This window comes from Pseudomonas sp. PDM26 (genome assembly GCF_019219185.1).
Classification (GTDB): domain Bacteria; phylum Pseudomonadota; class Gammaproteobacteria; order Pseudomonadales; family Pseudomonadaceae; genus Aquipseudomonas.
Window position 1 is genome coordinate 376596 of sequence record NZ_JAHUWC010000004.1, and the last position, 13107, is coordinate 389702.

Below are 13107 nucleotides of genomic sequence, written 5' to 3' on the forward strand. Positions count from 1 at the left end.
CCTTCCCGAGGCTGTCCCGAAGATGTTGATCCTGCGCGGCGCTCCTGCCCTTTCTGCCTTTCGCCACAGCAAACTCCTTGAGCAACTGAGCCAGAAGGTTCCGGCTGTCAGTGGCCTGTATGCTGAATTCGCTCACTTCGCCGAAGTTACCGGCGTCCTGACCGGCGACGAACAGCAGGTGCTTGCGCGCCTTCTGAAGTACGGTCCAAGCGTTCCGGTACAAGAACCGACCGGTCGTCTGTTTCTGGTGCTGCCGCGTTTCGGCACCATCTCGCCGTGGTCGAGCAAGGCCAGCGACATCGCCCGCAACTGTGGCCTGGCGAAAATCCAGCGCCTGGAGCGTGGCATTGCGTTCTACGTGGCCGGCCAGTTCAGCGACGCTGAAGCCCGGTTGATCGCCGACGGTCTGCACGACCGCATGACCCAGATCGTCCTGGGTAACCTCGAACAGGCCGCCGGCCTGTTCAGTCACGCCGAACCGAAACCCCTGACCGCCATCGACGTGCTGGGTGGCGGCCGTGCCGCGCTGGAAAAAGCCAACACCGAGCTGGGCCTGGCCCTGGCCGAAGACGAGATCGATTACCTGGTCAACGCCTTCGTGGGCCTTTCGCGCAACCCGCACGACATCGAACTGATGATGTTCGCCCAGGCGAACTCCGAGCACTGCCGTCACAAGATCTTCAACGCCAGTTGGGACATCGACGGCCAGAGCCAGGAAAAAAGCCTGTTCGGCATGATCAAGAACACCTATCAGATGCACAGCGAAGGTGTCCTGTCGGCTTATAAGGACAACGCTTCGGTGATCGTCGGCTCCGTGGCCGGTCGTTTCTTCCCGGACCCTGAAACCCGCCAGTACGGCGCGGTGCAGGAGCCGGTGCACATCCTGATGAAAGTCGAGACTCACAACCACCCGACCGCGATTGCCCCGTTCCCGGGCGCGTCCACCGGTTCCGGCGGCGAGATCCGCGACGAAGGCGCGACCGGTCGTGGCGCCAAGCCAAAGGCTGGCCTGACCGGCTTCACCGTGTCCAACCTGCAGATCCCGGGCTTCGAACAGCCGTGGGAAGTGCCGTACGGCAAGCCTGAGCGCATCGTTACTGCGCTGGACATCATGATCGAAGGCCCGCTGGGCGGCGCTGCGTTCAACAACGAATTCGGTCGTCCGGCCCTGACCGGCTACTTCCGTACCTTCGAACAGTCGATCACCACCCCGCACGGTGACGAAGTTCGCGGTTACCACAAGCCGATCATGCTGGCTGGTGGCATGGGCAACATCCGTGAAGAACACGTCAAGAAAGGCGAGATCCTCGTCGGCTCCAAGCTGATCGTGCTCGGCGGCCCGGCAATGCTGATCGGCCTGGGCGGCGGCGCCGCTTCCTCCATGGCCACCGGCACCAGCTCGGCAGACCTGGACTTCGCGTCGGTACAGCGTGAAAACCCGGAAATGGAGCGCCGCTGCCAGGAAGTCATCGACCGTTGCTGGCAACTGGGCGACAAGAACCCGATCAGCTTCATCCACGACGTGGGTGCGGGCGGTCTGTCCAACGCCTTCCCGGAACTGGTCAACGACGGCGACCGCGGTGGCCGTTTCGAACTGCGCAACATTCCAAACGACGAACCGGGCATGGCCCCGCACGAAATCTGGTCCAACGAATCCCAGGAACGTTACGTTCTGGCGGTCGGCCCGGCTGACTTCGAGCGCTTCAAGGCGATCTGCGAACGTGAGCGTTGCCCGTTCGCAGTGGTCGGCGAAGCCACTGCCGAACCACAGCTGACTGTCACCGATAGCCATTTCGGCAACAGCCCGGTGGACATGCCGCTCGAAGTGCTGCTGGGCAAGGCCCCGCGCATGCACCGTTCGGTAGTGCGTGAAGCCGAACTGGGCGATGACTTCGATCCGTCGACCCTGAACATTGCCGACTGCGTCGAGCGTGTCCTGCATCACCCGGCCGTGGCGAGCAAGAGCTTCCTGATCACCATCGGCGACCGCACCATCACCGGCCTCGTGGCCCGTGACCAGATGGTCGGCCCGTGGCAGGTTCCGGTGGCCGACGTTGCCGTCACCGCCACCAGCTTCGACGTCTACACCGGTGAAGCCATGGCCATGGGCGAGCGTACTCCGCTGGCACTGCTGGACGCTCCTGCGTCGGGCCGCATGGCCATCGGCGAAACCCTGACCAACATCGCCGCCTCGCGCATCGGCAAGATCTCCGACATCAAACTGTCGGCGAACTGGATGTCCGCCGCCGGTCACCCGGGTGAAGATGCACGCCTGTATGACACCGTGAAAGCGGTCGGCATGGAACTGTGCCCTGAGCTGGGCATTACCATTCCGGTGGGCAAGGACTCGATGTCCATGGCCACGCGCTGGAACGATGAAGGCGTGGACAAGTCCGTCACTTCGCCGATGTCCCTGATCGTGACCGGTTTCGCGCCAGTGACTGACATCCGTCAGACCCTGACCCCGCAACTGCGCATGGACAAGGGCACCACCGACCTGATCCTGATCGACCTGGGCCACGGCCAGAACCGCATGGGCGCGTCGATCCTGGCACAGGTGCACGGCAAGCTCGGAAAGCACGCTCCGGACGTCGATGACGCCGAAGACCTGAAAGCCTTCTTCGCCGTGATCCAGGGCCTCAACGCCGACGGTCACCTGCTGGCTTACCACGACCGTTCCGACGGTGGTCTGCTGACCTCTGTAGTGGAAATGGCCTTCGCCGGTCACTGCGGCCTGAGCCTGAACCTCGACAGCGTTGCCCACAGCGCCGACGAAATCGCCGCGATCCTGTTCAACGAAGAACTGGGTGCGGTGATCCAGGTTCGCCAGGACGCCACCCCGGACATCCTCGCGCAGTTCAGCGCTGCCGGCTTGGGCGACTGTGTGTCGGTGATCGGTCAGCCAATCAACAATGGCGAGATCGGCATCACCTTCAACGGCGACACCGTGTTCGAAGGCCAGCGTCGTCTGCTGCAACGTCAGTGGGCCGAGACCAGCTACCAGATCCAGCGTCTGCGCGACAACGCCGACTGCGCCGAGCAAGAGTTCGACGTGCTGCTGGAAGAAGACAACCCGGGCCTGAGCGTCAAGCTGAGCTACGACATCAACCAGGATGTCGCCGCGCCTTACATCAAGAAAGGCATTCGCCCACAGGTTGCCGTACTGCGTGAGCAGGGCGTCAACGGTCAGGTGGAAATGGCGGCGGCGTTCGACCGCGCCGGTTTCAACGCGATCGACGTGCACATGAGCGACATTCTGGCTGGCCGTGTCGACCTGAACGAGTTCAAGGGCATGGTCGCTTGCGGCGGCTTCTCTTACGGCGACGTGCTGGGTGCCGGTGAAGGCTGGGCAAAATCGGCGCTGTTCAACAGCCGCGCCCGCGATGCGTTCCAGGGCTTCTTCGAACGCAACGACAGCTTCACCCTCGGCGTGTGCAACGGTTGCCAGATGATGTCCAACCTGCACGAGCTGATTCCGGGCAGCGAGTTCTGGCCGCACTTTGTGCGTAACCGTTCCGAGCAGTTCGAAGCCCGCGTTGCGATGGTGCAGATCCAGGAGTCGAACTCGATCTTCCTGCAGGGCATGGCCGGTTCGCGCATGCCGATCGCTATCGCCCACGGCGAAGGTCATGCCGAATTCGCCAGCGAAGAAGCACTGCTGGAAGCCGATCTGTCCGGTTGCGTGGCGATGCGTTTCGTCGACAACCACGGCAAGGTCACCGAAAGCTACCCGGCCAACCCGAACGGCTCGCCGCGCGGGATCACCGGCCTGACCAGCCGCGACGGTCGCGTGACCATCATGATGCCGCACCCGGAGCGTGTGTTCCGTGCCGTGCAGAACTCGTGGCGTTCGGATGACTGGAACGAAGATGCACCGCTGATGCGCATGTTCCGTAATGCTCGCGTCTGGGTTAACTAAGAGCGGGTGAACTGATAGCCGTGTACAAGCTCAGCTTTTTTGTTCCCGACAGCCATGTCGAAGTGGTCAAAAGTGCCGTATTCGCCGCCGGTGGCGGACGAATCGGCGCTTACGATCACTGCGCATGGCAGGTGTTGGGCCTGGGTCAGTTTCGTCCACTGGACGGCAGCCAGCCGTTCATTGGGCAAGCGGGTCAGGTCGAACAGGTCGAGGAATGGAAAGTCGAGCTGGTGGTGGCGGATGAGTTGATTCGCTCGGTGGTGGCGGCTTTGAAACAGAGCCATCCCTATGAGACGCCGGCTTATGAAGTGTGGCGGCTGGAGGATTTCTGATCTTCTTGCCGTTGAAACGAAAAACCCGCTGAAAGCGATTTCAGCGGGTTTTTTGTTGGGCGTGATAGTGGGTGACTGGGGCTGATTACGGTGCTGGCGTCAGGTGAACCTCTGCCTTGAGTACTGCGATCAGCATGTCCTGGTACTTGAAACGTCGTGCCGTCATGTCCCAGCGGTCGATAAAGAACAACCCGTTATGGTCCACCTGAATCGGCGTTGAAACAATTTCACCGCTACGGGAGCGGTGCAGCAGGTTGGTCTCGGCAGTTGAGGGGCGTTCGATCAGGAAGTGTCCCGTCTGGCGCAGTCTTGACCTGTCGACAGGTACAAAGGGCGCAGGAGCTCGCTGCCGGGTGTTGCTGACTTCCAGTTTGAAGTCACTGCGTATTGCCCTCCAGCGAGGCCCCGTGAGATCGGTTTCCCAGAACCCCGGGTGAATGCCTCTGGACATTGACGGCGCGCAATCTCTGACATGCAGGCTGACCGTGCCCAGGATCTCGGCCAGTCCCGATACGCCTTGGAAGTTATTGGTGTGGGCGGTGCCGATGAAGGCAATCCACTTATGGGGCCCGTGTGCCGCCTGGTCGGCCAGGATGACCCGGGAAGCGAAGTAGTTGAACATCTGGTTGCGGGCTTTTTCCGGATCAGGCAAGCCCTTGAGGTGATAGCTGGCGGTACAGTCCAGTGCCCTGATGCGGATGCCATATTTGTGGGCGGCCTGGATGACTTCCGAATAGTTGTCAGAGCCAGTGTAGAGCGGCATATGTCCCCGATCCTGGGCTTTCAGGTAGGCCTTGAGGTTGTCGGGAAACCGCTGGGTTTGATGGAATGCCTCCAGTTCAGCCTGGTGCAGGTCGGTGAGCAGGTGTTCGACGTAGAGCGTCTTGTAGCCCTGCTGCTTCAACTGCTTCATGTGCTTTATCAGAAACGCCTTGCTCGACTCTGCCGAGTGGGCCTCGCCAATCACCAACCCCGGCAAGCGGCTTTCGCTGATTTGTTTCAGGAACGACTCGGGCGTGGTGCTGGTGCTGATCGTTGGCAACGCTGGCCTGGCAGGTGGAACATAGTCGGCAAAGAAGCTCTCTGCCTTGGCATTCAAGCTTTGTCGTAGTTTGATGAATTCAGAGAACGCTTCAGCTCGCGTTCGCTGGGACGGTGCGTAGCGAGAATCCAGGCCGCGCGGTTGGTCGCTCATGCGGGCGATCTCATCTCTTAGCGACGGTGCAATATCGAAGTCATTGAAATGGCCAGTGCTGACGACGGATGTTGAGGTAGCCGCCGAGATGGGACCGGGTGTCTTGTACGGTGTTTGCAGGGTCATGTGGTAGTCGCCTTTGGCGAGTGCATCACCTGGTATCTTGCCGGGGGTGTCTGACCAGATGCCCACCGGTTGATTCAAACCGACGTCTTCGATGCGCAGCGCGACCGCCTTGTTCAAGTCCGCCAGGCCAGGTGTCCCGTTGTATGTGGTCATGCGCGAGTGATCGACCAGGGCGATCCAGCGTTCCTGCGGTGCATCGGCCATGTCGGCTTCAATGACTTTTTGCGAGTAGAAGTTTCTCAGGCTGTTGGGCTGGGGCGTGGTCGGCGAGCTATCGCCCATGAGCAGGACATCGTCCAGTCGATAGGAGGTCGAGGCGTCCAGCGCCTTGATTTGCACGCCTTTTTCCCTGGCCTTGCGTACGAGGGCCAAGTAAGAGTACTCGGCGTCTTTTGCGATGCCGAAGGACCGGTCGATGGCCCTCAAATGTTCTCCGATGTGCCGCCATGATTTCCCTTTGTTGAGTTTCTCAAGCTTTAGCTTGAAAACATCCCCTGGCAGGAACTCCACATACAGGCGCTTGAAACCTTGTTCGACCAGAGCATTCATGTTGGCAATCAGTGCCTGTTTGCTGGCAATGGAGCCTGGCACGGCGCCGATAACCAGGTTCTTGTTACCGGCAAAGGCGTCGTTGGCTATCAATTGGGCTAGCGGGGTACTGGCCTCTACGGCAGGCACGTTGGCGCGAGCGGGCAGCGTGTCGAGGTAGAGGAAGAAGTTGTCCGCGTCCTTGGTCAGGCGTTCGACCTGCTGCAGGTAAACCGTGCGTAACGAACGCAGTTCATCGGCGGCACGGCCCAGCACGGTGTCGACCAGACCTTGGCCAATATCGTCTGCCTGGCTGATCATGAGCGTCCGCATCTGCGGGTCCATGATCGGCTCTAGCCTGCTCCAGTACTTCTGTGGCATCCCATAGTCTTTTGACGGTCCGGGGGTTTCAGGCACTGTTTCATATTTCGGCGCGCCGCCGGAAACGCCGGTGCGGGTCCAGATGCCCTCGGCGTTCGGTGCGGCCAGGCGCGTGGTCGAGACCCATTTGCCGCTGACCGGGTCATGGCGATATAGCAAGTAGCGACCGATCACATCCGGGGTCTTCGGCGCCCAGAGCACCTCGCCGTTGAACAACACCGGCTGCATGCCTGCAGGCGCCGGGGGGGTGGTTTCCAGCTGGCTGATCAGCTTCATCGCCCGGCCTTGCTCGGTGCTGGCAACTGCCAGGCGCACGGATTTGCCGATGGGTTTGAACGATTTCAGGGCCGGACGCAGGTCGGTGAAGACGGCGCCGGCGCTGTTGAAAAGATACCCGGCGAAGTGCTCAAGGGCGGCCGAGGTGTCGCCCTGGTTGTACGCATGCAGGGCGAGCATGCCGTCCTTGAAGGCCAGTAGCAGGCCAACACTCAGACTCAGAACCGGGAAAGGCGCAGTGGCGATGGCGGCCACGAACTCCACGCACGTCCAGAGCATGCTGGTGATCATCTGAGTGCGGTTAGTGGTGGTGGCGGTTACTTCGTCGATCTTGCGTTGCAGCTTCATGTTGTACAGCAAATGGCGCAGGTCAAGCACCGGAGGCAGTGCCCGGGTCGAGTCGTAACGTGGGGGGCTGGGGGTGGTTTTATCCAGGCCCTCGGGCAGCCCTTGTTTGGCGGTCTCCAGAAATGCCTGGACCCGGCCCTGGGATTGAACATCGACACGCAGGGTGAGGTAGCGGATGAAGTCGGGGAGTTTTTTCAGCAGGTAATTGAACTGCCTGGCCTCGCGAAAAGTGATGCCGTCGGGGGCATGGGGCGTATAGAGCAGCACCGGGTTGTCAGCGTGGCTGAACAGGTAGGTGTCGATGACCCATTCGCCGTCGACCAGCAGGCGATGGATGGCGTAGTTGCCGGGAGTCTCCAGCGACGTGTCGCCCATACTGGCGATGCAGCGCTCAAGCCATTGCAGGTCAACGCCGGCGATATGTCCTTGCAGGCGACACTGCAATGCGGCACTGAGCATCTGTCGTTGAGTAATGGCCAGCACCGCATTGCGCCTGAAAGTAAACGTCGGGCTGCCCGGGTCCAGCACTCGGCCTTGATCTTGTCGACGTAGCGCTGGCCAATCCAGACGCCGGTGACCGAGCGCGCGACGGCTTCCGGGTTGGCGTTCAGGGTGCTCAGGTCAATGCCTTGCGGGCCCCTGTACCTTGCCGAGCGGGAGAATTTTTCGTCGAGAAAACCGATGCCATCGGCGTAGCCGTCACGGTAGAGCTGGGTATACGTCATGGGCGCCGGTGTCCGGGTGCCGAGCGCGGAGGGTGAATAGGCCCATAGGGTGTCCGGGTCGACATCGTTCTGACGGCGACCCAGCAGGTGGTTCAAGCGCTCCCTGGCCTTTTCATGCAAGTAGGCATCGAAGCTTTGGACGCGGGCTTCGGATTGTGGATGGTCGTTGTAGGTCTGCAAGCTGCATTCTGCATCCTCGGCCAGGGTCGAGAGTCTTCGCCTGACATCAATGGTGGCTGAGCGATACCAACTCGGCGTATTGAATTCGTAGTTATCGATACGGGTAGCGAGTACATGATCAGTCATCGATTTCAGGCTCTGGCGATAGTTGCCAGCGTTGAACGTGATCTTGTCGTATTGCTGGGCGTGAAACTTCAGGCTCAGACCGCTCAAAAGGTGCTTCATCGAGTTGCGAAAGCGCAGTGGTACCTGGCGGATCAAGTAGTCGGTCATGGTGCCGGGTGGGGCCTTGAGGCCGTTGTCCAGGGTCCAGCCGAGGATGTGTTGCTGGCACGCAAGCTCGCTGTCGAACACCTGGAACTGGTGCTCTTGTGGTGCCTCGGGGGTGCAGAGCAGTACGCGGTTGATCGTCCCGTCAGTATCGCTTTGGCGCAACACCCAGAGGTCCTGAAGTTGCGCGCCGTGCAGCGATAGTACGCTGGCGTCCAATCGCGCATCGGTACCCTGGCGCAGGCGCTGGATCGCCTGGTAGTCGTCTTCGCGAATGTGGCCTTGCAGGAAGGCGGTGTAGGCCAAGGCGTTGATCCGCTGGTCGAGCATCTGCTCGATGGCGCTGCTGAACTCGGGCCGGGCGTGCAGTTCTCGTTGCACCTGTGCAAAGTCGAACCGAGGTTGCAGAGTCATCAACTGTTGCACGATCCACGCTGGGATCAGGTCTTGGTACGTATCGGGCAAGGGCGCTGCGTTATACGTAAAGGTGGTCTTCGTCAGAAAGTCGGAGCCAGGCAGTTCGTCGCCGGTATGCAAGCCCCGCAAGGCCAGGTCGATCAGGTTGCGATTGTGTTCATAGTGGCCGACGCCGGGCACAAACCGTTGGGTTTTGACCTGTAGGTGCTCCGGGTTCAGGTCGTGAATCTCCAGGTCATCGCTCAACCGCTCCAGCCATTGAAAACGGGCCAGGGCTTGGGGGGTCGCGGCGGGGCCCAACAGATCGAGCAGGTGTTGGCGTGCCTGGTTGTAACTGGCCAGATGTTCAGCCAGCGTGGCCCGGTGTGCCTCGCTGGCGCTGCGATACCAATCGGGTGCGCTGTAGCGCAGCAACCGTTCGAGCAGGCGTTGGGCGCGCAGTTCCAGGCGGGCACTGAGGTCGGGCAGGGCGCTGCGGATCGCGCGGTCGAGGGCCGCGATCAATTGGGCGGGGTCGTGCTGCGGGTTGTCCACCAGGCTCAGGGCCCGGTCGATATCCTGGGTGCGCTTGGCGATCAGTGCACCGACGGTGTGTTCGAACAACGGCTGGTCGTCGATGGGTGATAGTTCCAGGGGCCAGATTCCGGCGGGGCTCAAGGCGTGGTAGCGCGTGGGCAACCTGTCGATGAACTCACTGCGCCCGCTGGCGTGCTCCATGTTTTGCCGCAAGTGAGTGTTGAGTTCGGCCAGGGTGTTGAACGATTCGATCCCTCGCGCAGGAGTGAACAGCAAGACTTGGCCGACGCCCTGCGCGCTCATCAGGTCGTTGACCACAATGCTGTTTTTTTCTGTGGCGACAAAGGCACCGGCCAGCTCGACCTGTTGCCCCTGGTAACTGAACTGCAAGGCGTACAGGCCTGGACGCAAGCTTGGGCGCAGCGCCACGCTTTCGAGCATCGTGCCTTCTTGTGGGTGCAGCAGGCGATCCTGGACGCCGAGCCTGGCTTCATGCTCCAGGGCGGTGAACCCGGCTTCGAAGGTCATGTAGGATTTGAGTGACCTGCCATCGATCTGCTCACGCAGGTCCATGTCCATCAGATGCGTGTTCAAGGTGCTCTTGAGAGTGGTGAGCAGAGTCTGGCCTTCCGAGGTTTTCAGGTCGCTGTTGGCTAATCCTTGATAGTGGATTTTGGCCTTGCTCAGGAACTGTTCCCGGTGGCGCTTGAGGATGCCGTCCAGGCGTTCCAGGTAGCGTTGCTCGGCTGTGGGTTTATGGTCGGGCAGCAGTGGGGTTTGGGCGTTGAGCAGGTGATGGCCGATTTGGTTGAGGTAGCCTTTGATTTCTTCAAAAGACGGTGGGGGGGTGGGTGTGCTCATGGGCACGGTCTCCAGTCGGAAGAAGGAGCCGGCAGCATGGCGAGGAAGAGGGAGGTGGTGGTGGTACATATGTATGCCACGATTTGGCGGGAGTATCGCGATACAGGCTGGGAGCCTGCTCGCGAAAACGGCCTGTCAATCACAGGCTGGTATTAGAGGTGAGGATATTGAAGGCAAGGATCGCAGCCTGCGGCAGCTCCTACGGGATTGCTATCAACCCCGCAGGCTGCGATCTTTTTAATTTATTCTTTCGGGCGACCAATGGTCGTGGGGGATTACGGGCGGATTTCGATCATCGTGCCGTCCGGCACCAGGTTCCAGACTTCGCGCATGTCCATGTTGCGCATGGCGATGCAGCCGTCGGTCCAGTCCAGGGTGTGGAACAGGTCTTCCGGGGTGTCTTCGCTGTCCGGGGTGCCGTGGATCATGATCATGCCGCCGGGCTCGACGCCTTCACGACGGGCGCGGGCCGAGTCGCTGATGTTCGGGTAGGACACGTGCATCGCCAGGTTGAAGCGGTCGCTGGTCTTGCGCCAGTCGACCCAGTAGAAGCCTTCCGGGGTGCGTTTGTCGCCTTCCATCAGCTTCGGCCCCTTGGGACGCTTGCCCAGGGAAATGCGATAGGTCTTGAGCGGCTTGCCGTCATTGATCAATTGCAATTGATGGGAAGACTTGAGAATCAGGACTTTCTCGATGATCTTGCCGTTCAAGGGGTCCACGGCAGAAGCCTCGGACACCGCGACGAACGACAAACAGAACAGGGCAAGCAACCAGCGCATTGAAACGATTCCCCAGGAGGTGTCGCGACTATTTATATATAGAAGTTTTTGCAGGCTCGTGCCGCGTTCGGGCGGTTTTTCGGCGCCTTTGAGTGATGCCGAGATGACATCAGATAATGGCGGGCTGAGCAAGTGGCGGGATCGATTCAGACCGAACGGGATAGACCTCGGTCCGCCGGTCAGCGAAGAAGCATTCTAAGGTACGGCCCACCGTGCGGAAAGCCAGCTCATCCCATGGAATGTCCGCTTCGTCGAATAGTTGCACTTCCAGGCTCTCGGGGCCGGCAGAAAAGTCCAGGTCCGCAAGCTCGGCGCGGAAGAACACATGTACCTGGCTGATATGCGGCACGTCGATCAGGGTATAGATGTGCAGGTTGCGCACCCGGGCGCAGGCTTCCTCGGCGGTTTCGCGAATGGCGGCCTGTTCGATGGTCTCGCCGTTCTCCATGAAACCGGCGGGCAGGGTCCAGTAACCGCGACGTGGCTCGATGGCCCGTCGGCACAACAACACCTTGGTGCCCCAGGTCGCCACGCAACCGGCGACGATGTTGGGGTTCTGGTAATGAATGGCCTGACAGCTGTCGCAGACAAAACGCAGGCGCGAATCGCCTTCGGGAATGCGCTGGGTCACCGGGTTACCGCACTGGCTGCAAAATTTCATGCTGGGGTTCCTGAATGCTGCGCCTATCTTGGCGTGCGGCAGTGTCTGTCGGCAAGTTGTCGTTTCGCGACATGGGGCTGTTGCGGGGGTTGGGCGACCGCAGCGATTGGTGCATGATGCCGGGTAGGGCACAGATCGAGAACACTCATGCTGGACGAGCTACTGCATCGGGTTAGCAACCACACACCAAGCACATTGGAGACCGACCGTCGTTTTCCCGAGGCCGCGGTGCTGGTGCCGATCACCCGCAGTGACGAGCCCGAGCTGGTGTTGACCCTGCGTGCCAGCGGCCTGTCGACCCATGGCGGCGAAGTCGCCTTTCCCGGCGGGCGTCGTGACCCTGATGACCCGGACCTGATTTTCACCGCCCTGCGTGAAGCCGAAGAAGAGATCGGCCTGCCGCCAGGGCTGGTCGAGGTGATCGGCCCGCTCAGCCCGCTGATCAGCCTGCATGGCATCCTGGTCACGCCCTATGTCGGGGTGATCCCGGATTTTGTCGAATACCGGGCCAACGATGCAGAGATCGCCGCGGTGTTCAGCGTGCCTCTGGAGTTCTTCCGCAAAGACCCCCGCGAACATACCCATCGCATCGATTATCAGGGCCGCAGTTGGTACGTGCCGAGCTATCGCTTCGGTGAATACAAGATCTGGGGGTTGACGGCGATCATGATCGTCGAGTTGATCAACCTGCTGTATGACGCCAAAATCAGCCTGCACCAGCCTCCCAAAAGCTTTATCAATACCTGAAGCCATCGTTCGAATGGTTTGAACCTGCCTGCCTGAGCCTTGAGGACAACACGATGAAATACCGCTTGGGCGACGCCCGCGTCGAAACCCATCCACAGAGCTGGGTCGCACCCAATGCCGTGCTGGTGGGCAAGGTCAAGCTGGAAGAGGGCGCCAACGTCTGGTTCAACGCCGTCCTGCGTGGCGACAACGAGTTGATCCTGATCGGCAAGAACAGCAACGTCCAGGACGGCACCGTGATGCACACCGACATGGGCTACCCGCTGACCATCGGCACCGGCGTGACCATCGGCCACAACGCCATGCTTCACGGCTGCACCGTCGGCGACTACAGCCTGATCGGGATCAACGCGGTGATTCTCAATGGCGCGAAGATCGGCAAGAACTGCATCATCGGCGCCAACTCGCTGATCGGCGAAGGCAAGGAGATTCCGGACGGATCGCTGGTCATGGGTTCGCCCGGCAAAGTGGTGCGCGAACTGACCGAGCCGCAAATCAGGATGCTGGAGGCCAGCGCTGCTCACTACGTGCACAACTCGCAGCGCTATGCCCGCGACCTGGCCGAGCAGGAACAATGACCGCCACCGAACGCCCGGTCGCATCGCCCTGCGTGAGCATTTGTGCGCTGGACGACGATGATATCTGCACCGGTTGCCAACGCACGGTGGAGGAGATTACCCGCTGGAGCCGCATGACCAACGACGAGCGGCGCAAGGTGCTGGGGTTGTGTCATGAGAGGGCCAAGGCCAGTGGGTTGATCTGGATATTGCCTTCCAAATCCGATCGCTGAATTGTCAGGGCTATTTGTGGCGAGGGGGCTTGCCCCCGTTGCGCTGCGAAGCAGTG

General features: G+C 60.7%; 8 protein-coding genes. 5 read left to right on the plus strand and 3 right to left on the minus strand.

What is annotated here, in order from left to right:
• The first annotated feature begins 22 nt into the window (after nt 1-22).
• Together purL and KW849_RS11225 are read left to right on the plus strand one after the other, a co-directional pair.
• Nucleotides 23-3919, plus strand: a complete 3897-nt coding sequence (gene purL / locus KW849_RS11220) for a phosphoribosylformylglycinamidine synthase (protein ID WP_218429469.1) — start codon at nt 23-25, stop codon at nt 3917-3919.
• A gap of 20 nt (nt 3920-3939) precedes the next feature.
• A complete protein-coding gene (locus tag KW849_RS11225; protein WP_218429470.1) occupies nt 3940-4251 on the plus strand; it encodes a YqfO family protein in 312 nt (103 codons plus the stop codon).
• Nucleotides 4252-4336: 85 nt separating this feature from the next.
• Here the strand turns inward: KW849_RS11225 and KW849_RS31330 are convergent, their stop codons facing one another.
• From KW849_RS31330 to KW849_RS11240, 3 genes are all read right to left on the minus strand, one after another.
• Complete coding sequence (locus KW849_RS31330) at nt 4337-7588, minus strand: membrane-targeted effector domain-containing toxin (protein WP_256357171.1); 3252 nt, start codon at nt 7586-7588, stop codon at nt 4337-4339.
• Between the two features lie 2761 nt (nt 7589-10349).
• Nucleotides 10350-10853: a murein L,D-transpeptidase family protein gene (locus KW849_RS11235; protein ID WP_218429471.1), complete on the minus strand. Its 504-nt coding sequence runs from the start codon at nt 10851-10853 to the stop codon at nt 10350-10352.
• Nucleotides 10854-10962: 109 nt separating this feature from the next.
• A complete protein-coding gene (locus KW849_RS11240) occupies nt 10963-11514 on the minus strand; it encodes an NUDIX hydrolase (protein WP_218429472.1) in 552 nt (183 codons plus the stop codon).
• A 147-nt stretch (nt 11515-11661) separates the two neighbouring features.
• On the opposite strand from KW849_RS11240, the gene KW849_RS11245 reads away from it, so the two are divergent.
• The 3 genes from KW849_RS11245 to KW849_RS11255 are packed head-to-tail and all read left to right on the plus strand — an operon-like array spanning nt 11662 to nt 13051.
• On the plus strand, nt 11662-12261 hold the full coding sequence (locus tag KW849_RS11245; RefSeq protein WP_218429473.1) for a CoA pyrophosphatase: 600 nt from the start codon (nt 11662-11664) through the stop codon (nt 12259-12261).
• A gap of 53 nt (nt 12262-12314) precedes the next feature.
• Entirely contained in the window at nt 12315-12839 is a 525-nt protein-coding gene (locus KW849_RS11250; RefSeq protein WP_218429474.1) for a gamma carbonic anhydrase family protein, read from the plus strand.
• Entirely contained in the window at nt 12836-13051 is a 216-nt protein-coding gene (locus tag KW849_RS11255; protein WP_218429475.1) for a DUF1289 domain-containing protein, read from the plus strand. Before KW849_RS11250 ends, KW849_RS11255 begins: the two co-directional genes overlap by 4 nt.
• Nucleotides 13052-13107 lie beyond the last annotated feature (56 nt).

Coding starts and splice junctions, on each gene's coding strand:
- purL (WP_218429469.1), top strand. CDS start 23: ATGTTGATCCTGCGCGGCGCTCCTGCCCTTTCTGCCTTTCGCCACAGC.
- KW849_RS11255 (WP_218429475.1), top strand. CDS start 12,836: ATGACCGCCACCGAACGCCCGGTCGCATCGCCCTGCGTGAGCATTTGT.
- KW849_RS11240 (WP_218429472.1), bottom strand. CDS start 11,514: ATGAAATTTTGCAGCCAGTGCGGTAACCCGGTGACCCAGCGCATTCCC.
- KW849_RS11250 (WP_218429474.1), top strand. CDS start 12,315: ATGAAATACCGCTTGGGCGACGCCCGCGTCGAAACCCATCCACAGAGC.
- KW849_RS11235 (WP_218429471.1), bottom strand. CDS start 10,853: ATGCGCTGGTTGCTTGCCCTGTTCTGTTTGTCGTTCGTCGCGGTGTCC.
- KW849_RS11245 (WP_218429473.1), top strand. CDS start 11,662: ATGCTGGACGAGCTACTGCATCGGGTTAGCAACCACACACCAAGCACA.